The organism is Trichormus sp. NMC-1, from assembly GCF_001858025.1.
In the GTDB taxonomy this organism is placed as follows: domain Bacteria; phylum Cyanobacteriota; class Cyanobacteriia; order Cyanobacteriales; family Nostocaceae; genus Anabaena.
The window spans coordinates 335,239-361,630 of sequence record NZ_LZQD01000005.1; the positions used below are offsets into that span (position 1 = coordinate 335,239).

Consider the following 26,392-nt stretch of genomic DNA (forward strand, 5'->3'; position numbering starts at 1 on the left):
TAATAGGGAACAATGTATATAGAAGAAGCTGACAGGTGACAGGTGACAGGTGACAGTGAAGAGGAAATAGGTAAGAAGTAATATGTTATTCTCCCAACCTCCCAACCTCCCAACCTCCCAACCTCCCAACCTCTCCAGTCTCCAGTCCCTAGTCCCCAGTCCCTAATACCTAGTAAGCATGAGAGAAAAAATTGACGCTTTAACACAAAATCTGGCTCGTACCATTGTTGGCAAAAATGAAGCAATACGCTTAGTGCTAGTTGCTTTGCTGGGTGGTGGTCATGCCCTGCTCGAAGATGTCCCTGGAGTTGGTAAAACCTTGCTTGCCAAATCTCTAGCGCGATCGCTTGATGGTAAATTTCAAAGGATACAATGTACTCCCGATTTACTACCAACGGACATCACCGGCACTAACATTTGGAACCCAAAAAGCGGCGAATTTACTTTTCTCCCTGGGCCAGTATTTGCCAATGTCTTGCTATCTGATGAAATCAACCGTGCCACCCCGCGTACTCAGTCAGCTTTACTGGAAGTAATGGAAGAGTATCAAGTCACAGTTGATGGTGTCTCTCGTCCCGTTCCTCAGCCTTTCTTTGTCATTGCTACCCAGAACCCCATCGAGTACCAAGGCACATTTCCCCTGCCAGAAGCACAAATGGATCGGTTTATGCTGTCTTTGAGTTTAGGCTATCCCTCAGAGTCAGAAGAACTGCAAATGCTGCAAACTATCCAGCAGCGTCTTCCAGTTGATGATGTGCAGCCTTGTATTACCTTGGCAGAAGTTGCTCAGTTACGCCAACTTTGTTCTCAGGTACAAGTGGAAACCTCCTTGCAACAATACATCCTGGAATTAGTGCGGACAACGAGACAGGATGAAGAAATCACTCTTGGCGTTAGTCCTCGTGGTAGTGTGGCATTACAAAAAGCTACCCAAGCACTAGCTTTTATCTCCGGCAGAGATTACGCTCTTCCTGATGATGTCAAGTTTTTAGCACCTTATGTTCTGTGTCATCGCCTCATTCCTAGAGGTGGACGCAATGCTAAAACTGTAGTTGAGCGATTATTGCGATCTGTGGCAATTCCTTAATTAAAAAACGCTTAAAAAATGTATCCAAAACTGCTGGCTTGTCTTGCTGAGGTGATTTTCCTTGATAAACAAGTCAGCGATGGGTAGCATCAAACAAATTAGTTTTGCTACATTGATTGTAGAATATAAAAAAAGAAATTTGAATTATGCAGAAAATTATTATCAAAAACTTCGGTGCAATTCAAAATGCAGAAATTGAAGTCAAAAAAATATTAGTTTTGATTGGTGAACAAGCTAGTGGTAAAAGTACTATTGCTAGACTCATTTACTTTTTTAAAACACTAAAGGATGATTTATTTAGCCAAATTTACCAGGATAAGCAGAAATATCTGGATATTGATTCTGATATTTTATCTCCTATTCGACAAAAATTTTATAAGTTTTTTGGTCCTACCAATCATTTGCGTAATTTTGAAATAGTGTTTTATTATAGTTTAGAGAAAGATAAATATATAAAATTAACCTTAGAACGAAATAAAGAAATGAAAATTATATATACTGCTCTTATAAATGAGGATTTTAAAAATTCTGCAAGTGGTATTAAACTGAGACTTAGGCAGGAATATTTAAATTCCAATTATAATATTAAATCATTAATTAATGAAGAAGAGAAAATAAAATATGCTCAACAGCTTTATACAATTTTAAATGAATTATTTGAAAGTGAGCAAACAGATTCATTATTTATAATTTCGGGAAGAAGTGCAACTGTAAGTTATTCTGATTTATTTGAAAAGTATTTATTTGCAAGTATTCAAAGCAGTTTGTCAGAAAATATTTTAGCTTCTAATTATGAACGTAACTCACAAAAAATTGATGAAATTTTAATGCTGCAATTCATGAAAAAAGTTATAAAAACCAGAGACATTTTTAATAAGTTTGGAAATATTGAAGAACTAACTTTTGGTAGAAACATAACATTAGAAAGAAGAAGAAAATTATCTATTATAATAAACAAAATTGATGGAATATTAAAAGGTAAATATTATATTGATACTTATGGGAACGAAAGAATCAGATTAGATAATGAAGCAAATGATTATGTTTATCTCTCTAATGCTTCATCAGGACAGCAAGAATCTATAAGAATATTACAAGATATATTCCTTAATATCCTTGACGATGTAAAAGTGTTAAGAATCTTAGAAGAACCTGAAGCACATTTATTCCCTGTCGCACAAAAACAACTGATTGAGTTATTAGCTTTAATGGTGAATCAAAATGATGATAATCAACTCATTATTACAACCCATAGTCCCTATGTACTCACAGTTTTTAATAATCTACTGTTTGCAAACAGAGTAGTAGAAAAAAATCCCTCAGCAGAATCTGAAGTAACAGAAATAATCCATAAAGATTGTTGGTTAAATGCTCGTGATTTTTCAGCTTATTCATTAGGGAATCAATCGGTTTCTGAAACAACGAATTCTTGTGAGTCCATTTTTAATACTAAAAAAGGTACTATTAAACAAAATTATTTAGATACTGTTTCCGAAATTTTGGGTGGTGATTTTCAGGCTTTGTACAGTATTCACGCTAGAACTTTTGCAAGAAGATGAGCAAGTTTGAAGATATAAAAGAACATCTATCAAATAGTTTTGCTACATTTTCAGATTTTCTAGAAATTGAATTAAAAGCAGAGTTTTCAGTGATAGATTATCAAGGACAATCTTTTATTATCAATATTCAGCTTGATGATAATACATTTACAGTAAATATAAATGGTATTGAGACTGTTATAAACGGCTTTGATAACACTAAATCATTTAATATAATCAATGCTAAAATAGTTGGTTTTATTCCTATTGATGGAAAAAAAGGACTTTTAGGATTTGGTAATTCTCATTGCGATGTTGTCTTTTTTGATGACAACGATTTTTGTTTTGTAGAGTTTAAATTGAATGCAACAAGCATAAAGAAGGTAAACAAGAATAGGGTAGACGCTATTAGTCAATTAAAAAACACTATTAATTTGTTCGATAAAGAGTTAAATAAAAATTACGCAGGGTTAAATTTAGAAGCTTATGTTTGTACCCCTAAATTTTACCCAAGATTCAATTCAAGTTGGCAAGAATTGGCAGAAGAGTTTTTAGAGGAAAATGGTATTCCACTTTTTGAAAGAAATGATAAAACCTGCAAGTAAATAACACATCATGCAACAAATTCTTATAAAAACAGTCTAAACATCAGGTGGTCACAGATTGCTCAATGATGAGGTTTTTAGTTTAATAGATACAAGAAAATACAATATTTACGCTAAAGTAACTAAATTGATGTTAAATACGATTAAGCATAAACCATCCCATCAAAGACTGAAACGCCAACTGCTGATTGTGATGCTAGTCATTTTTGGTTGGAGTATAGCCATAGGATTTATACTAGGTTTAGCCACCAGCACCCACGCAGCTAACCCTCCATCATCCATTGGCACTGTTGATGTAGTGCCGGCACAATACCAACTAGCGCAAGAACTATATCTAGAAAACTGTGCTACCTGTCACATCGGCATACCACCAGCGGTTTTTCCCACCCAAACATGGAAAAATCTCCTCCAAGACTCCCAGCACTATGGTGTACAAATTAAGCCTTTAGTCGATCCACCGCGCATTTTAGTGTGGAAGTACCTTTCCACTTTCTCCCGTCTTCACCTCCAAGATGACTCAACACCCTATCGCCTCAATGAGTCCCGTTATTTCAAAGCTTTACATCCTGGTGTTAAATTACCACAACCTGTAAACCTGAACGGTTGCGTCAGTTGTCATATTGGTGCTGATAAGTATGACTTCCGCAGCCTCACTCCAGAATGGGAGTAGGGATTGGGAAGGTGAGGAGACGCGGAGATAGGGTGATGGGGTGATGGGGAGATGGGGTGACGCGGTGATGGGGTGACGCGGGGACGTGGGGACGCGGAGACGCGGAGAAATAATTATCTACTGCACCCTGCCCCCGTTCGGCTACGCTCACGGCAAGCCTGCCTCCTGCCTCCTGTTCTGGTGGCAAAATGATACTATTAAGGAAGTTTAACTATAAGATATGAGTTAAAACCAATCACAAACTGAGGTGATTGGTAAATTTTCATTTCGTTTTTGAGTTAATTCTGGTTTTTCACCCATCCACAAGCAAAATGGCTGGGTTAGGTTAAATGTTTATAATCAAATAACCAAAGCTTTAATCTCCATTCCCCTTGATTTAGTTCTATAAACTGCCATGCTAAAACTTTTGTTGGGCGATCCCAACGCTCGTAAGCTTAAAAAATACCAACCTGACATTACAGAAATTAACCTTTTAGAGGAAGAAATTAAGGCACTCTCTGATGAAGAGTTAAAAGGTAAAACCATCGAGTTTAAACAGCGTCTGGCTAAAGGCGAAACACTAGATGATATCTTACCTGAAGCTTTTGCCCTTGTCCGGGAGTCGGGACGACGAGTGCTGGGGTTACGGCACTTTGACGTGCAACTATTAGGCGGGATAATTCTCCACACTGGGCAAATTGCCGAAATGAAAACCGGTGAAGGTAAAACTTTGGTTGCTACCTTACCGAGTTATTTAAATGCCCTAACTGGTCAAGGTGTACACGTTATTACCGTTAATGATTACCTGGCACGTCGGGACGCGGAATGGATGGGTCAAGTACATCGGTTCTTGGGGTTAAGTGTAGGGCTAATTCAGTCCACCATGACCCCCAGTGAACGCCAAAAAAACTATGCTTGTGATATTACTTATGTCACAAACAGCGAGATAGGCTTTGACTATCTGCGGGATAATATGGCGACATCGATGGCCGATGTGGTACAACGCCCGTTTAATTATTGCGTCATTGATGAAGTAGACTCGATTTTAGTTGATGAGGCGCGGACACCGCTGATTATTTCTGGGCAGGTGGAAAGACCGACAGAAAAGTATTTGCAAGCGGCAGAAATCGCTTTTACACTCAAAAAAGATGAGCATTACGAAGTCAATGAAAAAGATCGTAACGTTCTGTTGAGTGATGAAGGCTTTGCGGAAGCAGAAAATCTTTTGGGTGTGACAGATTTATTTGATCCAGAAGACCCTTGGGCGCATTTTATCTTTAATGCGATTAAAGCTAAGGAATTGTTTCTCAAGGATGTAAACTATATTGTCCGTAATGACGAAGTTGTTATTGTCGATGAATTTACAGGTCGGGTGCTGACGGGACGACGTTGGAGTGATGGTTTACACCAAGCAGTTGAAGCTAAAGAACACGTAGAAATTCAGCCAGAAACCCAAACTTTAGCCACAATTACCTATCAAAATCTGTTTTTGCTGTATCCCAAGTTGGGGGGAATGACAGGAACTGCAAAAACCGAAGAAGTCGAGTTTGAAAAGATTTACAAACGGGAAGTAACTATTATTCCCACCAATCGGGTGAGAAGACGGGAAGACCTGTCTGATATGGTATTTAAGACCGAAGCAGGCAAATGGGGTGCGATCGCTAAAGAATGTGCCGAAATGCACGAAAATGGTAGACCTGTGTTAGTGGGAACCACCAGCGTTGAAAAATCTGAACTTCTCAGCCGACTCTTGAAGGAAATCAACATTCCCCACGAGTTACTCAACGCTAGACCAGAAAATGTGGAACGGGAAGCGGAAATTGTCGCCCAAGCCGGACGCAGGGGTGCAGTAACTATTGCCACGAACATGGCGGGAAGAGGTACGGATATTATTCTCGGTGGTAACTCTGAGTATATGGCGCGGTTGAAGTTGCGAGAATACTTTATGCCCCGCATTGTCAGCCCAGAAGATGAAGATATTTTTAGTATGCAAAGGGCTTCTGGACTACCTATGGGTGGTAGTGGTGGTGGTCAAGGTTTTGTTCCTGGTAAAAAGGTGAAAACTTGGCGGGCTTCCCCGGAAATTTTCCCTACCCAGTTGACAAAGCAAACAGAACAGCTGTTGAAAGAAGCGGTGGAAGTGGCTGTCAAAGCTTACGGTGAGCGCAGTTTACCGGAGTTGGAAGCCGAAGAAAAGGTAGCTGTAGCGGCGGAAAAAGCACCTACTGATGACGTAGTAATTCAGAAATTGCGGTCAGCTTACCAAAACATTAAGAAGGAGTATGAAGTATTCACCAGCACTGAACATGATGATGTGGTCAGTAGAGGTGGTTTGCACGTGATTGGTACAGAACGCCATGAATCAAGGCGGATTGATAACCAGTTACGCGGACGAGCGGGAAGACAAGGCGACCCGGGAACGACAAGATTCTTCCTCAGTTTAGAGGATAACTTATTACGGATCTTTGGGGGCGATCGCGTTGCCGGCTTGATGAATGCTTTCCAAGTAGAGGAAGATATGCCTATTGAGTCGGGGATGTTAACCCGCAGTTTGGAAGGCGCACAGAAAAAGGTTGAGACTTATTACTACGACATCCGTAAGCAGGTGTTTGAGTATGACGAGGTGATGAATAACCAACGTCGTGCTATCTATGCGGAACGTCGCCGGGTGTTGGAAGGTCAAGATTTGAAGGAACAGGTAATTAAATACGCTGAAAAAACGATGGATGACATCGTTGATTATTACATCAACCCTGATTTACCTTCGGAAGAATGGGAGTTGGATAAGTTGGTGGATAAGGTGAAGGAGTTTGTTTACCTGTTGGAGGATTTGCAGTCTAGTCAGTTGGAGGATATGGGGGTTGCGGAAATTAAGGCTTTCCTCCATGAACAAGCGCGGATTGCTTATGATATGAAGGAAGCGCAAATTGACCAAATTCAACCGGGTTTGATGCGTCAAGCTGAACGGTTCTTTATTTTGCAACGCATAGATACTTTGTGGCGAGAACATCTGCAACAAATGGATGCTTTGCGTGAGTCGGTTGGTTTGCGTGGTTATGGGCAAAAAGACCCTCTGATTGAGTATAAGAGTGAGGGTTATGAGTTGTTTTTGGATATGATGGTGAATATCCGCCGTGATGTGGTTTATTCGCTGTTTATGTTCCAGCCTCAGCCCCAGCCTACGGTGCAGACTTCTGAGATGGTTTAGGATTTTTTTCACGCAGAGACAAGAGAGGCGCAGAGAGAGTCGTTTTCTGCGTCTTTTTTGTTTCGCGCAAAGGCGCTAAGGAAGAGGAGGAAGAGGAGGAAGAAGAGGGAAGGTTATTTATTCAGCGAACATTTCAGCTAGAATATCCAGAACTGTTTTTTGTTCTTCTGTCGTAATTTGACCAAGAAGTTTGACTAATCGAGTTTTATCTATTGTGCGAATTTGGTCAAGTACAATTTGTCCTTCTTTTCCTTGAAATTGACAGGTTACTCTTGTGGGGTATGCTTGCCCTTTTGTTGTCATTGGTGCAACAATTACGGTGGAAAGATGATGGTTGATTTCGTGGGGTGAGATTATTAAACAGGGGCGTGTTTTTTTAATTTTACTGCCAATTGTAGGGTCAAGATTAACTAGGAGAATATCAAAAAGCATAGATGAACACAAATAAATAATTTTTGAGGATAAGTAATCGAAAATATTAATATAAAAACCAGTTGCTTCTAATCAGAAAATAGGTTAAGATGACTATAAGTACCATCAAGTAATTAAAATTAATTTTTGTGGTAAATTACATAACAGCAAATCTTCCACTGTTTGCCGGTCTTGATCGAAAGTTAATAGTGAAATTAGAAGAAATTGAAGAAGTAAATTTTGATCAGACAAACTTTATCATCAATGCAGAAGCTTTGGATGCTTTGAAGAAGCTACCAGATGAATTAGTGCAAACAGTTATTACAAGTCCTCCTTATTATGATCAGCGTGACTACTGTGCAAATCAACAAATTGGAAATGAAGAAAGCCCAGAAAAATATATAAATCGTCTCGTGGAAGTATTTGATGAAGTCAAAAGAGTTTTAAAAGAAGATGGCACACTTTGGTTAAATTTAGGCGATAAATATATAAATGGAAATTTAGCAGGACTTCCGTGGAAATTAGCATTATCTCTGAAAGAAAGAGGTTGGATTCTCAGGTCTGATATTATTTGGTACAAACCAAATGCAATGCCCTCTTCTGTGAAAAATCGCCCAACTACTGATCATGAATATATATTTTTATTTGCCAAAAGTTCAAAATATTATTATGATGCAGATGCTATTCGTGAACCTCATGTAACTTTTTCAGATAACAGTAAAATGAAAGGAGGCCGCAATCATCTTGGTAAAGCAGGAGGAACTCCAGAAGAAGGAAAAAATGCAGGGAATTCTAACTTACATAAAGGAAGATGGGATCAAGCTTTTCATCCCAAAGGTAGAAATAAAAGAACAGTTTGGCAAGTACCTTTATCTAAATTCAGAGATGCCCATTTTGCTGTTTTCCCAGAAAAACTAGTAGAACCATGTATTTTAGCAGGATCACCTGAATCTGGGATAGTTCTTGACCCATTTTTTGGTTCCGGTACAGTAGGATTAGTTGCTAATAAAAAAGGCCGTAACTTTATTGGTATTGAAATTAATGATAATTATTGTGAGATTGCTTCTAAACGGATTTTTAACACATAGCTATTCGATGGTTTTGAAAATAGGTAAAAGCTTTTGGAGCTTTTGAGATAGTAACGGTTCTACTACAGTAATTAGATTAGGATTTTTATTTATATATATATAATTTTCACAGCCTAGTGAAATTAGATCACCTGTCCAAGATTCAGCAATAATAACTGGAATACAGGTAAATCCTGAATTATTTGCTGCTTCAATTGCTTTGTATATATCTCTTGTAAACAAATGAGCATGACCACCTCCCATTGTTTCACGAGTTTTAACGGGAATTAAGATAGTTCCTTTGCTTCCACTAACTTTAACATCATAGGTTTCATCACCTAGTTTAATTTGAGTTTCTTCAACAGAAAGGTCTAAGTTATTACTTTTGAATATTTGTTTTAGATTTATACGAACAATTGCTTCAAATAGATTGCCTTTTATGGCTCGACGGCTTCCTTCTAAACGATCAATTATAACTTCAAAAATAGCTACCCATTCCCACTGTTCTGGTTTAGATAAAATAGTAGAAACATATTGACGAACCTGATTAATTAGTTCTGACTTGCGCTGAATAGGTGTTCCATTGAACATATTTAAAAATGCTTTGAGACGTTGTTCAGGAGCATCTCTAAAAATCCAGCCTAAAATCAGCCATTTAGCTTTATCTTCAGAATATGGACGAGCAATTCCGTCATATAATTTAACGTTGTTAGGAATCTTCCGCTCTAAATATTTTTGTAATACAATTTTGGCTTTTGCAGAATCCTGCTCTACTACAAATTTATACAGATTAATATAATTCTCTGAATTTAGAAAGCTAATGAAATCATCAAAAAAAGGTTTATTTGAATTAGCAATTATTACTAGTTCCTTAAGGCGTATATTTTCTGGTATTTTAGTCATTAAAAAACTCTCTGGGTGAAATATTTAAAGCATCTGCTATTTTGTGGATATTTAAAAGACTTATATTTCTTTCTCCACGCTCGACTCCTCCTACATAACTGCGATCTAAGTGACACAAATGTGCTAATTCTTCTTGAGATAGTCCACGGCCTTGCCTAATTTGACGTAGGCAATCACCGAATTTTTTCTTAATATTTTTGTCATTAGGTGTTGTCATAAACACTATTAAAAACCATTGATGCTTATAAGTCCACAGACTTTAAGTACCATTAATTACTCAATAAGATTGAATTATTAAGAATTGATCAACCAAAAGTTTCTGCTTTAATGAGAGGAAGACTTACAGGTTTTTCTCTAGACAGAATGTTTAGATTTCTCAATAAATTGGGAATTGATGTAGAAATTACAGTCAAACCTAAATCTAATCATGATGCACGAATAAGTGTAGTTTAAGATGAAAAAACTATTATTCCTCTGTAGCCAAAATAGACTACGCAGCCCTACCGCTGAAGCTGTATTCTGTGAATATCCAGGACTAGAGGTAGATTCCGCAGGTTTAGACAGAACCGCCGAAATCCCAGTCTCTACAGAAGCTATAGAATGGGCTGATATCATCTTTGTGATGGAAAAATCCCATAAAAGCAAACTATCTAAGAACTTCCAATCCTTTCTCAAAGGTAAAAGAGTAATCTGTTTAGATATCCCTGATGAATATGAATATATGCAAGCAGATTTAATTGAGTTATTAAAGCGTAAGGTTTTGCCACTATTGGGAACATAATAGCTGTTTCCCTCCCTACCCTTTAACTTGAATATATATATTAAGTATTGTTTCCACAACTTCTGCACAATCTTGGTCTAAATTAAAACTATAAGAGTAGTGCGACTATTGCTGGAGTTAAATGATTTTTGTTAAATCAACCATCGCTAAAAGTAGTCATTATTACCCTGATTATACCAAATTAACTTTTTAATTCAGAGCAGACATGAATAATCTAAAACTTATAGAATCCACTAGCCTTTTTCAAGAATTCCAAATTTGTACACAACTGCAATATAACGGACAGTTAAATATTAGAAGTTCCGAAGGAAAAACATGGATTTTCTATTATCGTCTAGGACAGCTAGTTTGGGCAACAGGAGGAACTCATCCATCTCGACGATTGCGGAGAAATTTAGCTAAATATTGTCCCTATCTTGATATTAGTAAATTAAACTTAAATCCCGAAAATACATCAATAGATCATTGGGATTATTACTTTCTAGAAAACCTGCGTCAAGGGAATAAAATCAAAGCCGAACAAATTAACGCTATTGTAGAAAGTACAATATCAGAACTTTTATTTGATTTAGCCCAGCAGGCAAATTCTACCTCTTTAACTTGCGAAAAAAATCAAAATATTATCTTAGAAGCACCAATTAATTCCACAACTGCAAAGATGTTTCTCAGGGAAATGCAAGACTTCTGGAATAGTTGGTCAAAAGCTGGGTTAGCAAGTTTCTCTCCTGACTTAGCACCAGTTCTGGTCAAACCGGAAGAACTAAGAAGACAAGTAAGTCCATCAGTCTACAAAAATTTTGAGACTTTTCTTAACGGTCAAAATACGCTGTGGGATTTATCTGTAAAAATGAAACAGAGCGTCATCAAAATTGCCCATTCCTTGCTTCCTTATATTAATCAAGGAATAACAGCACTAGTAGAAGTCCCCGACTTGCCGTTACTAGTAATGAAAGTTAAAAACAACTACAACAGTAACAAAAAATTAAACAACCCCAATGCTCCATTAATAGCTTGTATTGATGATAGCCCCCAGGTTTGTAAAATGTTAGAGCGAATTGTTACCTCAAATGAAATGAGGTTTATCAAAATTGAAGACCCTTTGCAAGCTCTACCAATTTTAATTGAGAATAAGCCAGACTTCATTTTTTTAGATTTGATTATGCCAGGGATGAACGGATATGAACTCTGTGCAACTTTACGAAGAACTCCTTTGTTTGCTAAGACACCTATAGTCATCTTGACCGGCAGTGATGGTGTTTTTGATAAAGTTCGAGCTAAAGTTTTTGGTGCTACAGATTTTATGAACAAACCCGTAGCTACAGAGCAATTGTTGGGGATAGTAGCTAAATATTTAGGTACTGCACCAACAATGGATAATCTGTCGAATTTGGCATTTTGTTCGTAAGTATTCAGGATAGAGAATACAGAAGAAGCTACGCAGACCTGCGGTTCAGGAGAATAAAGGCTTTTTTAGTAAACTTTGATGATTTTGATAAAATCTCACCTATCTCTATTCTTCATTTCATAAGCATTCTGACTCCTGAATCCTGACTCCTGACTCCTGAGTCCTGAATTCTTAATTTTGTTCTTAAATTAAGTATCGGAAATTGCTATCCCTGGATAACGAGGTAGGGATACAGTAATCTTTGTACCTATTTGTTCTTTACTTTCCAGTGCAATCTTTCCTTGATGAACTTCCACACATTTTTTCACTATTGCAAGTCCTAAACCAGTGCCTTTAATATCACCGACATTACTAGAGCGGTAGAATGCTTCAAACAAGTATGGTTGATTTTCTAAGGGAATTCCCATTCCTTGATCTCGGACTTGGAATATAGTCATTTGGTTTTGACATTCTAAATCAAGATAAACCGGCTCTCCAGGATGAGAATATTTAATAGCATTAGAGAGTAAGTTATTAAGTATTCGTTGGAGTATTGTTAAATCCATTTCTGCCTGAGTTGAGTCTCCACAGCAAGTGAAACATATTTGATTGTGATTACCTAGACTATATTTTAGGGTGTCAATGAGTTCGAGACAAAATTCCTGCAAGTTAACTGATACAGGTACATACTGCATTTTCCCCACTTCAATACTGCCGATGAGCAGGATCTCATCTAATAAAGAAAGCAGGTTATCAACAGCAGTATTAATCTTGTTAATGTAACGGTTGATTGTCTCAGGAGCAGGAGTTTCTCCACCACATTCAAGCAATCCGGCAAAACCTTGAATACTGGTAAGTGGATTGCGAAAATCATGGGAAATCATGGACACAAACTCTGACTTGAGACGATTGAGTTCTTGCTCCTGTTCTAAAGCTTTCACTGCTTTTGCTTTCGCTTGTTGGAGTTCTATTTGCATTCGTCGCAAACTTAATTGATTCTCAATTCGAGCTAGTACTTCTTCGACTTGAAAAGGTTTGGTAATATAGTCTACTGCTCCGACGCGAAAAGCTCTAACTTTATCTATAGTTTCGCTGAGGGCGCTGAGGAAAATTACGGGAATTTCTTGAGTATGGGGATCTCGTTTTAACTGCTCACAAACCTGATAGCCATTGATATTGGGCATATTAATGTCTAAGAGGATAATATCTGGATGCTCTATCGCTACAGCCTTGAGTGCGATCGCACCGTTATTAGCGCAACGTACCTCATACCCCTGTTCTTCCAGCATACTGGAAAGTAAATGTAAATTGTTTGGTGTATCGTCAACAATAAGAATGTTACCTTTACCTGGATCAGTGTGAAAGTTGTTCATAATTAACGACTACAAGTCAATCTGTCTAAATCTGATTTCTGATGGTGCGGATGCGCTGGAGACGATTGACAATTCTGATTAAGAGTTCCTGAGCAACAAATGGCTTTGTCAAGTAGTCATCAGCACCTTTGATAAAAGCTTGTTGCAAAGTCTCTACATCAGTACAACCAGTCAGAAACAGTATAGGCAGCCAATTCCAGTCATGATTTTGACGTATAGACTCACACAAATGCAACCCTTCAGTTCCACTAGGCATATTCACATCAAGAATCAAAAAATCTGGGCGAGTCAAATTCAATGTTTTCCAGAAATTATCGGGATTATCTAAACAAGTCAGTTGCACACCCAAAGGTTCCAGCAATGTTCTCAGCCTGATCAAAATTTGTAAATCATCATCAACTACCATAATTTTGGCATTGATTAGCTCAAATAGTTGAGAATTATCGGCTGTAGTCCGGATATCAATTACTTCTTTGATTTTTCCTTCTAGTTGCTGACGTAAGGTAATCACCAAAGGCTCTAATTTCTGAGCCAATTTCTGTAGGGAAATAGTAGTAAAGTGCGATCGCATCTGAAATTCACATTCAAATAGAACTTCGATTTGCCGAGCTAGAGTACTCCCTTTGTCAAAGCCAAACATACCCAGAGATCCTGCCAGCTTATGAGCATTTTGAATAACTTGTAGATAGACATTTTCATCAAATCTGCCTAATTCCAAAGATGGAATCGCTGCTTCGATCAAACTTAAGCGCTCAAAAGTTAAGTTTTTTGTACTATGCCATATTTCTGCAACAGAGTTATCTAAACTTTCTTGTTTAACTGAACTGACAACCGTTTGATGATGACTAGACGAAATAAAAGTAGGATTAATCCTATATCCTTGTCCATAAACTGTTTCCAGCAAATCAACCGCACCAACGGCTTTTAACTGACGACGAATATTTTTAATGTGAGATCTAACCGTAGATTCATTAGGTGGTTCAGCATCAAACGGCCATAAATGATCAACAATATCTCTGCAACTGTAAACCCGTTTTTGATTGCGGAGAAACAACTCCACCAAGAGGTACTCTTTGCGACTGAATTGCAGCACCTGTCCCCGATAAATTACCTCATGCATATTCGAGTCCAGATGTAGCTCACCACAAATGAGAATCGGATTTGTAGAAATACTGCCACGACGGATTAAAGCACGGATTCTGGCTGCAAGTTCTTGGACATTAAAAGGCTTAACAACATAATCATCTGCTCCACTATCCAGCCCTACCAGCTTATCAGTCGTGGTATCACGAGCCGTCAACAGCATCACCAACACTGGATTTTTCTGATCTCTCAGACGACGGCAAAAACTGATCCCATCGAGTTTAGGGAGCATCACATCCAACAAAACCAGATCATACTGAAAGCTTTCTACCAACTCCCAACCAGACTCACCATCTTTGGCTACATCAAGAACATAGTTCTGCTCCTGTAGCAGCCTTGTCAAAACTCCGACTATGCTTTCATCATCGTCTACCAGCAGAATCCTCATAAGCTTTGATACTAGTACCGCAAGACGGAATTAAAAATTTAAAATTAAAAAAAATTAAAAAAAATTAAAAATGAATACAGCATGAACTTTTCAGCAATTGGGAATGGGTGGTTTATTTCCGTCCTGCGGTAGTAGTGCAATTTATCAGCAAGAACGTAAATTTTACTAATGGGATAAAATCTATCCACAACTACTAACTTACTGCCATATAGTTGAATTTTGTACTTTAGTTGACGACAAAACTCATAAAAGCCCATGAAAACAAAAAAAGTTTTGGTGATAGATGATGAAGATGATATTCGGGAAGTGGCTAAAATTAGCCTAGAAATCATGGCAGGATTAGAGGTAATTTTAGCTCGAACCAGCAGCGAAGGACTGCAAAAAGCCGAGACTGAGCAGCCAGATGCAATTTTGCTAGATGTAATGCTGCCAGACATGGATGGATTAATGACATTTCAAAAACTTCAGTCCAACCCAGCAACAAAGCATATTCCCGTCATTCTGCTAACTGCCAAGGTACAAGCATCAGATCAACGCCGCTTTGCTGATTTGGCTGTCAAAGCCATGATTGCCAAACCCTTTAAACCTGCTCAATTAGCTGAACAGTTGTTAGTGGCGCTAGGTTGGAAAAAATGAAGTTGGCGTTGCTACTCCACATATTTTCCATAATTGCTCCCTATTCTTCTTAACTATCAGCCTACTACTTTGTCTTGACAAAGTATCCAATATGACTACTAATCAGCTATTAAAGTTCCAAGCTATTGAAATTAATACGCCAGACTTGAACGATGAAATGTTCTTGGATATCAGTCATGAGTTGCGTACCCCTTTGACTGTAATCCAGGTGGCACTGGAGCTTTTAAGCTGTGGTAAATTGGGTACTCTCTCCCAACAGGAACAGCGACTGGTGGAGATTGCTGCTAACAATGCCGAACGGCTCATGAAATTGACGAATGCAATTGAGCGACAACCAGAAACTCAAACCACATTCCTATCTGCGGAAGAACTAGCTCAACTGCGATTAGAGCGAGATATGAAATTAGCTATAGTTCACAACGAGTTTAAGCTTTGTTATCAGCCAATTGTATCCATGAAAAATGGCGAAATTTTAGGTTTTGAAGCCTTAATCCGCTGGCAACACCCAACTTTGGGACTGATGTTTCCTGACCAATTTATACCTTTAGCAGAAAGCAGCGGCTTGATTATCGAAATTGACGCATGGGTTTTGCAAGAAGCTTGCCGTCAACTCCGTAATTGGCAACAGCAGTTTCCTCTTTATTTTAATTCTCTGACTGTCAGCGTCAATATTTCTAGTCAACAGTTAGCAGTTCCTAATCTAGTTGCACAAATCAAGCAGATTTTACAAGAAACAGGTTTGCAGTCTCAAAATTTAGTATTAGAGATTACTGAGACTGCTATGGTAGAGAATGCAGTCACTGCCAAGCAAACACTAGAAAATTTGCGAAAGCTAGGAGTGCGGATCTATATCGATGATTTTGGCACTGGCTATTCTTCCCTGAGCCGACTTTACGAACTGCCACTAGATGTCTTAAAAATTGATCGTTCTTTTGTCCAAAAACTGGATTTAGCAAGCGGAAAGCACGTAGTTCGGGCGATTATCAACCTAGCCCATGACTTAGGAATTGAAGTGATTGCCGAGGGAGTGGAAAAAGTCGAACAAATTTTAAAACTTCAGTTGCTTGGTTGTACTAAGGGACAAGGATATTTCTTTGCCCAACCTCTAGAAAATCATGCAGCCACAGATTTGCTCTTTAGATTAGCAGTTAACATCTAATTCGTAATTCGTAATTCGTAATTCGTAATCCTGCCCTCTGCCCCCTGTCACCTGTCACCTGTCACCTGCCACCTGTCACCTGCTATAACTCCTGAATTCTTAAATTAAACCTAGTCAAGCAAAATGAAGAAACATAAAATCTTCTTTATCCAGAATAAAAATGAGTATGAGCCAGAAAAACTCGCAATTTTTAGCAAATATCTTAGTAGTTGATGATAATCCCATTCTCCTGCCCTCTGCCCCCTGTCACCTGTCACCTGTCACCTGTCACCTGTCACCTGCTATAACTCCTGAATTCTTAAATTAAACCTAGTCAAGCAAAATGAAGAAACATAAAATCTTCTTTATCCAGAATAAAAATGAGTATGAGCCAGAAAAACTCGCAATTTTTAGCAAATATCTTAGTAGTTGATGATAATCCCATAAATTTAATTTTATTATCTAAAGTACTTTCTAATAATGGTTATAAAGTGCGATCTGCACCCGATGCGGAGATGGCACTCAGGTCAGTTCAGGCCAAATTACCAGATCTGATTTTGTTGGATATTATGATGTCCAATATGAATGGCTATGAACTTTGCCAAAAGTTGAAAGAAAATGAATATAGCCGTGATATACCTATTATTTTTATCAGTGCTTTAGATGAACCTTTAGATAAAGTAAAATCCTTCACAGTGGGTGGTGCTGATTACATTAGCAAACCCTTTCAAACCGAGGAAGTCATAGCTAGAGTTGAAAATCAACTGCGAATTAGATATTTACAAAATCAATTAGTTGCTCAAAATGAAGAGTTGCTGAAAAAAACTCAGGCACTAGCTGATTTTAGTTCTAGTTTAAAGCAGTTACATCGGATCAATATGACCGATTTTCATAATGTTGAAGAACTTTTTATAGACTATTTAGCTACAGGTTGTCAAATCCTCCGATTTTCAGCAGGGGCAGTTGGTCAGATTTATAATCAAACTTATTCATTTCTGGCTGTCAAATCTAACATTGATTCCTTAGTTCCCGGATTAAAAATTGAACTTGCAGATGCTTATTGTAGTCAGGTAGTTGAGCGCAATGAAACTGTTACTTTCCACAATGTTGGGCAAATAGAGGAGATGCGTTGCCATCCACTTTACCAAAGTTTGAAACTAGAGTCTTACATTGGCACTCCCATTTGGGTTGATGGCAAGATTTATGGTACGCTTTGCTTTTTTTCCACTGATGTCAGACTTGAGCAATTTGCCAGCCATGAAAGAGAAATCATTGAATTAATGTCTCAAAGTATTGGCAAGTTTATTAGTGCTAATCAAACAGAGATAAAACGCCTACAGGCAGAAGAGGAATTAAAAAAAAGTGAGGAACGTTGGCAATTAGCAATTCAAGCTAGTAAGGATGGAATTTATGATTTTAATTTACAGACATCGGAAATCTTTTACTCTGCTCGCTGGAAGGAAATACTCGGCTATGAAGAGCAGGAAATTGCCAATAATATTAAGGAATGGCTCAAACGCATTCATCCAGATGACTTAGAATTTGTAATTCATGCAAATTATACTCACATGAATAGGGAAGTTCCTTTCCTCATTCAAGAGTATCGGATGCTTTGCAAAGATGGCAGCTACAAATGGATTTTAGAGCGTGGTCAGGCACTGTGGGATAATAATAACAAGCCAATTAGATTTATCTGTTGCCATACAGATATTAGTGAAAAGGCGCGACTGGAAGCCGAACGCAAACGACAAGAAGAAGAAATCAGACAAACTCAAGCATTCCTAGATTCAATCATTGAAAATATTCCCGATATGATCTTTGTGAAAGATGCCAAAGATCTCAAGTTTGTCCGCTTGAACAAAGCCGGCTCGGAGTTACTTGGATATACAAGAGAAGAGTTAATTGGCAAAAAAGATGCTGACTTTTTTACTCCCCAAGAGGCAGATTTTTTTACTACTAGAGATCGAGAAGTTTTAGCCAACCGAACCTTATTAGAAATAATAGAAGAAACTATTCAAACCAAAGATAAGGGAGTGAGAATCCTACATACTAAAAAAATCCCGATTTTAGATGCAAATGGCACTCCACAGTATTTATTAGGTATTTCCGAAGATATCACCGAACGCAAACGTCAGGAAACTGCCTTACAGTTAATTTTTGCAGGTACAGCCTCAAAAACGGGTAGTGAATTCTTTCATTCATTGGTTCGTTACCTAGCAGAAGTTTTACAAGTGCGCTATGCTTTTGTGACCCGATTTGTAGATTCAGCAAAAACTAGGGCTTGTACATTAGCATTCTGGCAAGGAGAAGACTTTGGAGAAGACTTTGAGTATGATTTGGCCGGAACTCCCTGTCAACAAATATTATCAAAATCAATAGTCTACTATCCCCATAGTATTCAGTCTTTGTTTCCTGACCATGAACATCTTGGTAAGTTAGAAGTAGAAAGCTATTGGGCGATCCCACTGCATGATTCAACGGGAAATATTCTGGGACATTTAAAGGTTTTGGATACCAAGCCAATGGTGAAAACCCACACCGAAGAACTTATTTTAGAAATTTTTGCAGCCAGGGCAGGAGCAGAGCTAGAAAGGCAATTGTTTGAGGATGCTTTAAAGAAAAATATAGAACAGCAACGGGCAACATTGCGAGTAGTTGAACGGATGCGGCGGACTTTAGATATTGAACAAATATTCCGCGCCACAACACAAGAATTAAGACAATTATTAAAGTGCGATCGCGTTGCCATTTACCGTTTCCATCCAGACTGGAGTGGAGAATTTGTGGCTGAATCGGTAGGTTGTGGATGGATTGCTCTGTGGCAAGAACAAAATAATTATCCCAACTTGGCGGAAAATGTGACTTTAAATGAGCGATGTACTGTCAGAAATTTCGATAGAAGAAAATTCCCTAGAACAGCCCAAAATCATCATACCTATAACAATAATTTATTAGAAGATACTTATCTCCAAGAAACCAAAGGTGGTCGTTATAATCAAGGCACAAATTATCGAGTTGTAGAAGACATATATAAAGCTGGATTTGAAGATTGTTATCTGCAACTTTTGCAGAAATTCCAAGCCAGAGCCTATATCGCTGTACCAATTTTTCAGTCAGGCAAATTATGGGGATTGTTGGCAGTTTATCAAAATGCTAGTCCCCGTCAATGGAAACAACACGAAATTAATCTTGTTGTTAATATTAGTAACCAGTTAGGAATCGCCCTCTATCAAGCCGAATTATTTACTCAGATTCAACAACAGTCAGTAGAACTAGAAAAAGCCAGAGATGCAGCAGAATCAGCTAATCGGGCGAAAAGTGAATTTCTTTCTAACATGAGTCATGAACTGCGGACTCCACTAAATGCTATCTTGGGCTTTTCTCAAGTTATGAGCCGTGATGTCTCCCTTGAGCAAAAAAATCAGGGGTATCTGGAAATTATCAACCGCAGTGGACAACACCTGCTAGAACTGATTAATGATGTGCTGGAAATGTCTAAGATTGAAGCAGGTAGAATTACACTCAATCCCACCAGTTTTGATTTATATTACTTGCTGAATAGTCTGGAAGATTTATTACGGCTGAAATCTACAGCCAATAAATTGACGCTCATTTTTGATCGTGCTGCCGATGTTCCCCAATACATCACCACCGATGAAGTTAAACTCCGCCAAATTTTACTAAACTTGTTGGGGAATGCCATTAAATTTACCCAACAAGGGTTAGTGACACTACGAATTAGAGCCGGGGGTAGGGTAGATCAGGTTTCTGCTATCTTGCTTTTTGAGGTCGAAGATACCGGAGCAGGCATTGCACCAGAGGATATCAAGCGGCTATTTACTCCGTTTGTGCAAACCAGAATTGCTCAATCCCATGAAGGAACAGGATTAGGATTAGCTATTAGCCAAAAGTTTGTCAAGCTGATGAACGGTGAGATTACGGTTGAGAGTGTAGTCAGTCAGGGGAGTATATTTCGCTTTACTGTTAAGGTTGATTGTGCTGAAAAAGTAACTGTTCGCACCCAACTGCCAAACCGTCGTGTGATGCACTTAGCTCCTAATCAACCGGTTTACCGTTTACTTGTGGTGGAAAACCAATGGGAGAGTCAAAAACTTTTAGTAGAGTTGCTTACTCCCCTGGGGTTTGAGGTGTATGAAGCGGCTAATGGTTTGGAGGGAGTCGAATTGTGGGAGCGTTACCAACCTCATCTGATATTTATGGATATGCAGATGCCTGTGATGGATGGTTATGAAGCAACTCGGCGGATTCGGGCTGCACAGAGGCAAAATTCAGAGTCTGTGCAGAATCATTGCAAAATCATTGCTTTGACTGCCAGCGCTTTTGAAGAACAGCGAACTGCCATTTTATCTATAGGTTGCGATGATTTTATTCACAAGCCTTTTCAAGAAGAATTCCTATTCAATAAGCTGGCTGAACATTTGGGAGTTCGTTATATTTACGCCGAAAAAACGGAAAATCTAGGCGAAAAAAATCCAGATTCTTCATTATTTACCCTTTCTCCTTCGTCTTTACAGATCATGTCTGATGAATGGATTGTGCAGCTACAGAGGGCTGCGAGTAAATGTAGCAAACGTCAGACTGTTGAATTGATAGCTCAAATTCCCGATGTTCACGCAAATCTAGCTAAGGCTTTAGCAGATTTAGTCCAGGACTTTCACTTTGAGAAAATTGTGCAGCTATGTGTTGAGTATTTGTCAGGACAGCTAAAATAGTACCAAGGATGATCGGTGGTACTGTCAATGGAGGCAAAGTATGGGTGGGGCTGGAATCAGAATTGTGTTAGTAGAGCCAGCAGGCCCCTTAAATTTAGGCTCCATTGCCAGAGTTATGAAAAATTTTGGCTTATGTAATTTAGTATTGGTGAATCCACAATGCGATCGCTATGATGATGATGCCTTAAAGATGGCAGTTCATGCTCAGGAGATTTTAGAATCTGCGGTTATAGTAGAGACATTACCACAAGCATTGCAGGGATGCGTCCGCGCGATCGCTACTATGGGTCGTGATTACAGTGGAGAAATCCCCCTAGAAAGCCCCCGCACTGCCTTACCTTGGTTATTAACAGAACCAGAACAGCCTGTAGCTTTAATTTTTGGCAGAGAAGACCGAGGATTAAGCAATGAGGAATTAAATTATGCCCAAAAGTTAATTTTCATCCCCACCAGTCCCAATTATCCATCCCTAAATTTGGCTACCGCTGTGGCTATTTGTTGTTACGAATTGTCTCAATTAGCAGAAGTCGTTGTCACTCAAAAGCTACCTCCTACAGAAATCGCCCCCTTGGATGTCGTCGAACCTTACTACCAAGAATTAGAATCCCTACTATTATCCATAGGTTATCTTTATCCCCATACGGCCGCTAGTCGAATGGAAAAATTTCGTTATTTATATAATCGCGCTCACATAAAAACTGCTGAAGTCGCTATGCTGCGCGGGATTTTGCGACAAGTAGAATGGGCAATCCACAATCGCATTCAACAAGAAAACTTGTATAGCAGGAGTCAGGAGTCAGGAGGAGGCAGTGCGGTGGACGGGTTCCCCGGCATAAAGCAACTGCCGTTCAGGAGTCAGGAGTAAAACCCTCTTGTAGTGGGAGTTTCATTATCAATTGATGTCCTAACCACCCTGTCCACGGCTATAATTAATAGCTTAATATCTACGCAATCATTACCCAAAAGGATTAATATGACTTACACTAAACAAAAAAAAGCTACTTAGTTCCAACCAGTGATCTGAGTATCAAGGTGCATGAATAGTCAATTTTGGGTCGAACGTTTACAAAAAACCAAGTCGAGTGGGTCACAAGGAGTAGCTGTGTCAGAATCAAGTGACAAACTAATAGCTGTCTCACGACGGCAACCTAGAGAGCGTCGTCGCCGTCCACGCCCAGTTCAAAAGGCAGTACCAAAACCAGTCAAGAACCAGCAACAGGCTACCAATAAAGGCGAATCTGTGGCGATAATACGCCTAAATAATAATATCAGTCCTCCTACAGTTCCGACTGAGGGGCGAAGACCACCCTCTAAGGTAGTCATGCCGGCAGCTGTGAAACCCATTCCCAAGGGCAAGATGGCACAACCGGGTACTGTGAAGTTTAAAACAGTGCGTGTCCAAAAACAAGGTAAGCCGAAAATAGACCGGCGCACCTCGCGGAAGACGCGGTTAAAGCCTATGGCCAGAACGATATTGTATTCGTTGCGGTTGTTGATTGTCGGAGTTGGACTCGGTGCGATTGTCGGCACGCTGTTGTCAGTTTTAGATCCTGCTAATCGCATCGCTTCAGCCCCTACTTCCCCATCTCAGGCTAATGGCCAATCTCAGACACAATCTAATTCTCCAGTCACAACTCCTAGCTTATATCTATCCCAGGAAATAATTCCTTTGAAAACCACTGTGCAGAATCTGGCCACAGCCCAGGCAAATCTAACTCCTGGGGTGTTTATGGTAGATTTGGATACAGGAGCTTATGTAGATATTAATAGCAATGCGAGTTTTTCTGCGGCCAGCACGATTAAAGTCCCCATTTTAATTGCTCTTTTCCAGGATGTGGATGCGGGAAAAATTCGCCTGGATGAAATGCTGACTCTGCAACAAGAGATGATTGCAGGTGGTTCTGGAACTTTAAAGTCTAACCGCGTCGGTACTCAATACAGTGCGCTGGAAATCGCTACCAAAATGATTACTATCAGCGATAATACAGCGACAAATATGCTCATTTCCCGACTGGGAGGTAAGGATATACTGAATGAACGTTTTCGGACTTGGGGATTAGCGACGACAATGATTCGCAATTCACTCCCGGATTTGCAAGGAACAAATACCACCAGTCCTAGAGAATTGGGGAATTTGATTTCTATGATCAATCAGGGAAATATTGTGAGTATGCGATCGCGTGATCTGATGTTAAATATTATGAGCCGCACAGAGCGAGATCATCTCTTACCCTCTGGTTTGGGACAAGGCTCAAAAGCTTACCACAAAACAGGCGATATTGCCACAATGTTGGCAGATGCAGGTTTAATTGATATTCCCTCTGGTAAGCGCTACATCGCTGCTGTCATGGTACAACGCCCGACGAATGATCCTCGCGCAGAAAAACTCATTAGTTCCATCTCTGCTGCTGCTTACCAACAGTTTAGTCAAAGTGTTGTCTCTCCCCGCACTCCCACAACTAATCTACCTACCACTAATTTTCAGCCAGTTCAACCAGTTCAACCTTTTATTCAACCCCCAATGATGAATCCTGTTGTCCCTAACGGGATGGTTAATAATGTGCCTATGGGTACTTATCAAGCCCCTGTGATGACTCCACAATATTATCCACCACAATGAATTCATTCGTAATTCGTAATTCGTAATTCGTAATTACCAGTTCCCTTAGAGTTTCTGATATCGCATTCCTGGTAATTGCGATACTAAACCCATGAGTTCTAATTGTAATAAAGAACTGGAAACTAAAGCAGCATTCATACCTGTTTTTTGAATAATAAAATCAAAAGATAAAGCATCAATAGCTAAAGTATCTATTACCTGTTGCAATTCTGGTGATAAATTCGGTAAAGGAGTCGATTTAACTGCTGGTATATCTACATCAATTTGGGGAATTGCTCCCAGCATGATTAATAATTCACCCAATTCTTGATTAATTAAACCCGCACCTTGACTAATTAATTTTAAACAACCTTGTGATGGTTGATCATCAACTCTTCCCGGTAAAGCGTAAACATCTCGACAAAATTCATTCGCATAAGTTGCTGTAATTAATGCACCTGATTTTATCGGTGCTTCCATAACTAACACCGCACGACATAAACCGGCAATAATCCGATTTCGACGGGGAAAATGGATGCGGTTGGGTGTAGTTTTTGCAGGATATTCACTAATTACTATTCCAGATGTCAAAATCTGTTTATATAAATCTCGATTTTTCTGGGGATAAATAACATCTACACCTGTTCCCACAACTGCTATTGTTCTTCCTCCCGCTTTCATTGCTGCTGAATGACTTTCGGTGTCTATTCCTTCGGCCATTCCCGAAACAACAGTAAAACCATTTTTTGCTAAAGCGGTACTAATTTGACGAGTCCATTTAATTCCATATTCTGTAGGTTGACGTGTTCCCACAATTCCCACTAAGGGTTTTTGTCCTGAATTTTCCTGTAAATCAACTTCACCCCGATAATATAAAAGTGGAGGAGGACTAGGAATTTCTCGCAGCAATTGGGGATATTCTGCATCTGCTGGTGTCCAAAAAAGAGGGTTTGCTTGTTGGTGTTGGATAAGTAGTTGTTCTGGATTTAAACGTGATTTTTGTTGGACGACTTTTTCTAATGTTTGAAATCCAAAACCTTCGACTTTTCGCAATTCCCCAGGACTAGCTTTCCAAGCTGTTTCTAAATTACCAAAATGCTGTTGTAATCTTTGCAGTAATATAGGACCAATTCCAGAAATTTGCGACCAAGCTAACCAATATGTCCTTTCTTCTATAATTGACATTTATGAACATCAAACCTTTGCGCCTAACGCACTTCGTGCTTTGCTTCGCTCATGCGCCTTTGCGTGAGCTTTTATCAAGTTTTAGCACCTGATTTTTTAACCATTCGCTGCTCGTTGATTTTCCAAATAATCAAATACAGATTTATCACCAATATCATCAGGAATATTTTGGATTGTTTTCCGCAACGCAAAGACTAAAAATAAAATCGCCCAAATTCCTAATAAAACCTGTTCGGCTTGAGTTGATAAAATTCCTGTTAAATGTCCTAACAAAAGTAAAGGAACAAGGGGAGTTAAGATTTTAGTTTCTAAACGATGAAAGCAAAAACCTTCTTTGAAGAAAATACCTGTTAATGCTGCAAAGGTAAAACCAATTCCCAATATAGTTAAGGGTTGATTGTAAATAGTTATTGCAAAAGGCTGACTATCAAAATGTCCGAAAATAAAAGCGGAAATGCTACCAATTATCCAGAAAAGCTGTAAGATTTGGTGCAGCAATTTCATATATATGTGAATAGTTAATAAACTGACACCAAGTGCAAGACTAAAACAGGTGTAGAGAGGGGTAATAGCTTGAATTGCAGCAGGTTGGGGATAAAAGAGGACTAAACCGCTACCAATGGCAAAACATAGGGCTGCTATCATTAATCCTGTGCGATAAATTATCACACCTGTGCGATCGCTCTTCGTAATTGTAAAATCCCCAAACTGTCCTTGATAGACTTCCGGTGCAGATAATGTTTGTGTAGTCATATTCAATCATCCTCTTTTTTATTTTTAACATTGATGTACTGTCGCTTAACCCAACCTCCATTTTTAATGGGATCTAAATTGTATCTGGGTCAATATTTAATTCCCGCAATTTTGCTGCTAAAGTTTCTGCGGTTTCTTCAGGTGTAGGTACTAACTTTCCTGCTGGTGTGAAATAGCGTAATAATCCGTCATGAATTCCCAAATATAAACCTAATTGTTCACTCCATAAATGCCCTTTCTCATTTGCTTCTAGTGGTTGATATTTGCCATCTAATAAATGAAAACCTGCAAATTCTAATGTATAAGGGTCAAACCAAAAATAATCCGGTGTCCGAAAAGTATCTTGATAAAGTTGTTTTTTATATTCTCTATCAGTCTTCGCTGTTGTAGGTGAGAGAATTTCTAAAATTACATGAGGATATTTACCATCTTCGTTCCACACTACCCAACTTTTACGGGTGTTGCGTTCTGTTCCTAAGACTACAAAAAAATCAGGACCACGGAAAAATTCTGATTTTTTCTGGTTTGGACTATAGTAAATAGTCAGATTTCCCGCTGCATAGAAATCATATCTATCTTTCCATAACCATTCTAAACATTTTAACAGTAAGATTATTTGTCGTAGATGTAGTTCTGTTTCCACGGAAGGTTCATCACTATATAAATCACTGGGAGGAAAAATTATATCTTCAGAGATGTTTTGTTCAGGTGCTAATTCTTGAGTAATCATCATGATATGATACCAAGTCGTTATTTGTGTATTTTAACATTTTAATTGTCATTAATTGTCTGAATCAGGATGTCTAGGATT

The 26,392-nt window shown here is 38.8% G+C and carries 23 protein-coding genes and 1 pseudogene; 15 read left to right on the forward strand and 9 right to left on the reverse strand.

Annotation, left to right across the window (positions count from 1 at the left end):
• The first annotated feature begins 178 nt into the window (after positions 1–178).
• The 4 genes from A9Y75_RS17775 to A9Y75_RS17790 all read left to right on the forward strand — a co-directional run bounded on the left by A9Y75_RS17775 (position 179) and on the right by A9Y75_RS17790 (position 3,900).
• On the forward strand, positions 179–1,087 hold the full coding sequence (locus A9Y75_RS17775) for a MoxR family ATPase (protein ID WP_071190859.1): 909 nt from the start codon (positions 179–181) through the stop codon (positions 1,085–1,087).
• 146 nt (positions 1,088–1,233) lie between these two features.
• Positions 1,234–2,646: an AAA family ATPase gene (locus A9Y75_RS17780; protein WP_071190860.1), complete on the forward strand. Its 1,413-nt coding sequence runs from the start codon at positions 1,234–1,236 to the stop codon at positions 2,644–2,646.
• Positions 2,643–3,230: a hypothetical protein gene (locus A9Y75_RS17785; RefSeq protein WP_071190861.1), complete on the forward strand. Its 588-nt coding sequence runs from the start codon at positions 2,643–2,645 to the stop codon at positions 3,228–3,230. Before A9Y75_RS17780 ends, A9Y75_RS17785 begins: the two co-directional genes overlap by 4 nt.
• Before the next feature lie 130 nt (positions 3,231–3,360).
• The gene (locus tag A9Y75_RS17790) at positions 3,361–3,900 is read left to right on the forward strand and encodes a cytochrome C (RefSeq protein ID WP_071190958.1); all 540 of its coding nucleotides are present in this window, start codon (positions 3,361–3,363) and stop codon (positions 3,898–3,900) included.
• Here A9Y75_RS17790 and A9Y75_RS27755 read toward each other — a convergent pair.
• Positions 3,881–4,051 carry a hypothetical protein gene (locus A9Y75_RS27755; protein ID WP_236721449.1) on the reverse strand — a complete coding sequence of 57 codons (171 nt, stop codon included), beginning with the start codon at positions 4,049–4,051 and terminating at the stop codon, positions 3,881–3,883. The two genes, A9Y75_RS17790 and A9Y75_RS27755, sit on opposite strands and share 20 nt — an antisense overlap.
• A 243-nt stretch (positions 4,052–4,294) precedes the next feature.
• On the opposite strand from A9Y75_RS27755, the gene secA reads away from it, so the two are divergent.
• A complete protein-coding gene (gene secA / locus A9Y75_RS17795) occupies positions 4,295–7,087 on the forward strand; it encodes a preprotein translocase subunit SecA (protein ID WP_071190862.1) in 2,793 nt (930 codons plus the stop codon).
• Positions 7,088–7,204: 117 nt separating this feature from the next.
• Here the strand turns inward: secA and A9Y75_RS17800 are convergent, their stop codons facing one another.
• Positions 7,205–7,519, reverse strand: coding sequence for a type II toxin-antitoxin system PemK/MazF family toxin (locus A9Y75_RS17800; protein ID WP_071190863.1), 315 nt, complete (start codon positions 7,517–7,519; stop codon positions 7,205–7,207).
• Positions 7,520–7,722: 203 nt separating this feature from the next.
• On the opposite strand from A9Y75_RS17800, the gene A9Y75_RS17805 reads away from it, so the two are divergent.
• Positions 7,723–8,586, forward strand: a complete 864-nt coding sequence (locus A9Y75_RS17805) for a site-specific DNA-methyltransferase (RefSeq protein ID WP_071190959.1) — start codon at positions 7,723–7,725, stop codon at positions 8,584–8,586.
• Here the strand turns inward: A9Y75_RS17805 and A9Y75_RS17810 are convergent, their stop codons facing one another.
• Complete coding sequence (locus tag A9Y75_RS17810) at positions 8,587–9,468, reverse strand: hypothetical protein (protein WP_071190864.1); 882 nt, start codon at positions 9,466–9,468, stop codon at positions 8,587–8,589.
• Positions 9,461–9,685, reverse strand: coding sequence for a helix-turn-helix transcriptional regulator (locus tag A9Y75_RS17815; protein ID WP_071190865.1), 225 nt, complete (start codon positions 9,683–9,685; stop codon positions 9,461–9,463). Before A9Y75_RS17815 ends, A9Y75_RS17810 begins: the two co-directional genes overlap by 8 nt.
• A 71-nt stretch (positions 9,686–9,756) precedes the next feature.
• On the opposite strand from A9Y75_RS17815, the pseudogene A9Y75_RS17820 reads away from it, so the two are divergent.
• The 3 genes and pseudogenes from A9Y75_RS17820 to A9Y75_RS17830 form a co-directional block, all read left to right on the forward strand.
• Positions 9,757–9,921: pseudogene (locus A9Y75_RS17820) on the forward strand (XRE family transcriptional regulator); the annotation flags it as partial.
• A 1-nt stretch (position 9,922) separates the two neighbouring features.
• On the forward strand, positions 9,923–10,249 hold the full coding sequence (locus tag A9Y75_RS17825; protein ID WP_071190866.1) for a low molecular weight protein tyrosine phosphatase family protein: 327 nt from the start codon (positions 9,923–9,925) through the stop codon (positions 10,247–10,249).
• Between the two features lie 205 nt (positions 10,250–10,454).
• Complete coding sequence (locus tag A9Y75_RS17830) at positions 10,455–11,654, forward strand: response regulator (RefSeq protein WP_071190867.1); 1,200 nt, start codon at positions 10,455–10,457, stop codon at positions 11,652–11,654.
• A gap of 188 nt (positions 11,655–11,842) precedes the next feature.
• Here A9Y75_RS17830 and A9Y75_RS17835 read toward each other — a convergent pair whose 3' ends face one another.
• Together A9Y75_RS17835 and A9Y75_RS17840 are read right to left on the reverse strand one after the other, a co-directional pair.
• Complete coding sequence (locus A9Y75_RS17835; RefSeq protein ID WP_071190868.1) at positions 11,843–13,006, reverse strand: hybrid sensor histidine kinase/response regulator; 1,164 nt, start codon at positions 13,004–13,006, stop codon at positions 11,843–11,845.
• Between the two features lie 25 nt (positions 13,007–13,031).
• The gene (locus A9Y75_RS17840; protein WP_071190869.1) at positions 13,032–14,537 is read right to left on the reverse strand and encodes a response regulator; all 1,506 of its coding nucleotides are present in this window, start codon (positions 14,535–14,537) and stop codon (positions 13,032–13,034) included.
• A gap of 255 nt (positions 14,538–14,792) precedes the next feature.
• Here A9Y75_RS17840 and A9Y75_RS17850 point away from each other — a divergent pair, with 255 nt between their 5' ends.
• The 6 genes from A9Y75_RS17850 to A9Y75_RS17870 all read left to right on the forward strand — a co-directional run bounded on the left by A9Y75_RS17850 (position 14,793) and on the right by A9Y75_RS17870 (position 23,664).
• Positions 14,793–15,173, forward strand: a complete 381-nt coding sequence (locus tag A9Y75_RS17850) for a response regulator (protein WP_071190871.1) — start codon at positions 14,793–14,795, stop codon at positions 15,171–15,173.
• Positions 15,174–15,264: 91 nt separating this feature from the next.
• Positions 15,265–16,332, forward strand: a complete 1,068-nt coding sequence (locus A9Y75_RS17855) for an EAL domain-containing protein (RefSeq protein ID WP_071190872.1) — start codon at positions 15,265–15,267, stop codon at positions 16,330–16,332.
• Positions 16,333–16,492: 160 nt separating this feature from the next.
• On the forward strand, positions 16,493–16,639 hold the full coding sequence (locus A9Y75_RS28635) for a hypothetical protein (RefSeq protein WP_177176224.1): 147 nt from the start codon (positions 16,493–16,495) through the stop codon (positions 16,637–16,639).
• A gap of 52 nt (positions 16,640–16,691) precedes the next feature.
• A complete protein-coding gene (locus A9Y75_RS17860) occupies positions 16,692–21,044 on the forward strand; it encodes a response regulator (RefSeq protein WP_071190873.1) in 4,353 nt (1,450 codons plus the stop codon).
• Positions 21,045–21,084: 40 nt separating this feature from the next.
• A complete protein-coding gene (locus A9Y75_RS17865; RefSeq protein ID WP_236721450.1) occupies positions 21,085–21,909 on the forward strand; it encodes an RNA methyltransferase in 825 nt (274 codons plus the stop codon).
• 171 nt (positions 21,910–22,080) lie between these two features.
• Complete coding sequence (locus A9Y75_RS17870; RefSeq protein WP_236721451.1) at positions 22,081–23,664, forward strand: serine hydrolase; 1,584 nt, start codon at positions 22,081–22,083, stop codon at positions 23,662–23,664.
• Between the two features lie 45 nt (positions 23,665–23,709).
• Here the strand turns inward: A9Y75_RS17870 and dprA are convergent, their stop codons facing one another.
• From dprA to A9Y75_RS17885, 3 genes are all read right to left on the reverse strand, one after another.
• Positions 23,710–24,822, reverse strand: a complete 1,113-nt coding sequence (gene dprA / locus A9Y75_RS17875; protein ID WP_071190961.1) for a DNA-processing protein DprA — start codon at positions 24,820–24,822, stop codon at positions 23,710–23,712.
• A gap of 102 nt (positions 24,823–24,924) precedes the next feature.
• Positions 24,925–25,581 carry a DUF2301 domain-containing membrane protein gene (locus A9Y75_RS17880; protein WP_071190874.1) on the reverse strand — a complete coding sequence of 219 codons (657 nt, stop codon included), beginning with the start codon at positions 25,579–25,581 and terminating at the stop codon, positions 24,925–24,927.
• 73 nt (positions 25,582–25,654) lie between these two features.
• A complete protein-coding gene (locus A9Y75_RS17885; RefSeq protein ID WP_071190875.1) occupies positions 25,655–26,314 on the reverse strand; it encodes a Uma2 family endonuclease in 660 nt (219 codons plus the stop codon).
• Positions 26,315–26,392: the final 78 nt, after the last annotated feature.

Excerpts from the sequence above, each read along its gene's own strand:
- A9Y75_RS17775 (WP_071190859.1), top strand. The coding sequence starts at position 179 with ATGAGAGAAAAAATTGACGCTTTAACACAAAATCTGGCTCGTACCATT.
- A9Y75_RS17780 (WP_071190860.1), top strand. The coding sequence starts at position 1,234 with ATGCAGAAAATTATTATCAAAAACTTCGGTGCAATTCAAAATGCAGAA.
- A9Y75_RS17785 (WP_071190861.1), top strand. The coding sequence starts at position 2,643 with ATGAGCAAGTTTGAAGATATAAAAGAACATCTATCAAATAGTTTTGCT.
- A9Y75_RS17790 (WP_071190958.1), top strand. The coding sequence starts at position 3,361 with ATGTTAAATACGATTAAGCATAAACCATCCCATCAAAGACTGAAACGC.
- secA (WP_071190862.1), top strand. The coding sequence starts at position 4,295 with ATGCTAAAACTTTTGTTGGGCGATCCCAACGCTCGTAAGCTTAAAAAA.
- A9Y75_RS17800 (WP_071190863.1), bottom strand. The coding sequence starts at position 7,519 with ATGCTTTTTGATATTCTCCTAGTTAATCTTGACCCTACAATTGGCAGT.
- A9Y75_RS17810 (WP_071190864.1), bottom strand. The coding sequence starts at position 9,468 with ATGACTAAAATACCAGAAAATATACGCCTTAAGGAACTAGTAATAATT.
- A9Y75_RS17815 (WP_071190865.1), bottom strand. The coding sequence starts at position 9,685 with ATGACAACACCTAATGACAAAAATATTAAGAAAAAATTCGGTGATTGC.
- A9Y75_RS17825 (WP_071190866.1), top strand. The coding sequence starts at position 9,923 with ATGAAAAAACTATTATTCCTCTGTAGCCAAAATAGACTACGCAGCCCT.
- A9Y75_RS17830 (WP_071190867.1), top strand. The coding sequence starts at position 10,455 with ATGAATAATCTAAAACTTATAGAATCCACTAGCCTTTTTCAAGAATTC.
- A9Y75_RS17835 (WP_071190868.1), bottom strand. The coding sequence starts at position 13,006 with ATGAACAACTTTCACACTGATCCAGGTAAAGGTAACATTCTTATTGTT.
- A9Y75_RS17840 (WP_071190869.1), bottom strand. The coding sequence starts at position 14,537 with ATGAGGATTCTGCTGGTAGACGATGATGAAAGCATAGTCGGAGTTTTG.
- A9Y75_RS17850 (WP_071190871.1), top strand. The coding sequence starts at position 14,793 with ATGAAAACAAAAAAAGTTTTGGTGATAGATGATGAAGATGATATTCGG.
- A9Y75_RS17855 (WP_071190872.1), top strand. The coding sequence starts at position 15,265 with ATGACTACTAATCAGCTATTAAAGTTCCAAGCTATTGAAATTAATACG.
- A9Y75_RS28635 (WP_177176224.1), top strand. The coding sequence starts at position 16,493 with ATGAGTATGAGCCAGAAAAACTCGCAATTTTTAGCAAATATCTTAGTA.
- A9Y75_RS17860 (WP_071190873.1), top strand. The coding sequence starts at position 16,692 with ATGAGTATGAGCCAGAAAAACTCGCAATTTTTAGCAAATATCTTAGTA.
- A9Y75_RS17865 (WP_236721450.1), top strand. The coding sequence starts at position 21,085 with ATGGGTGGGGCTGGAATCAGAATTGTGTTAGTAGAGCCAGCAGGCCCC.
- A9Y75_RS17870 (WP_236721451.1), top strand. The coding sequence starts at position 22,081 with ATGAATAGTCAATTTTGGGTCGAACGTTTACAAAAAACCAAGTCGAGT.
- A9Y75_RS17880 (WP_071190874.1), bottom strand. The coding sequence starts at position 25,581 with ATGACTACACAAACATTATCTGCACCGGAAGTCTATCAAGGACAGTTT.
- A9Y75_RS17885 (WP_071190875.1), bottom strand. The coding sequence starts at position 26,314 with ATGATGATTACTCAAGAATTAGCACCTGAACAAAACATCTCTGAAGAT.